The sequence below is a fragment of the Paenibacillus xylanexedens genome (assembly GCF_007676705.1).
In the GTDB taxonomy this organism is placed as follows: Bacteria; Bacillota; Bacilli; order Paenibacillales; family Paenibacillaceae; genus Paenibacillus; species Paenibacillus xylanexedens_C.
In genome coordinates, this window is the sequence record NZ_VEBF01000585.1 from 1 (window position 1) to 242 (window position 242).

Below are 242 nucleotides of genomic sequence, written 5' to 3' on the forward strand. Positions count from 1 at the left end.
ACAACCCACAGCACCTTCGAGCTACACTCCTCCCCTCTACTCACTCACCTCCCTACATACACCATCCACAACCCATCAACCTCCATACCCTCAAACCTCTCAAACAGCTTCACCCTCTTCCCATCACCGAATATCTCAAACAACACCCCCATCCTACATATACCCAACCCTCTCAACCAATCTCCTCTATTCCTTCTCATATTCCTCTTCCCTCTCCCACCCAAAACAACATCCATCAACAA

The 242-nt window shown here is 48.8% G+C and carries 1 protein-coding gene; it reads right to left on the bottom strand.

Features of this window, described 5'->3' with window-relative positions; genetic code table 11:
• Window positions 1–44: 44 nt before the first annotated feature.
• On the bottom strand, window positions 45–242 hold a 198-nt coding region (locus FS628_RS32330), incomplete at its 5' end, for a hypothetical protein (protein WP_222125346.1).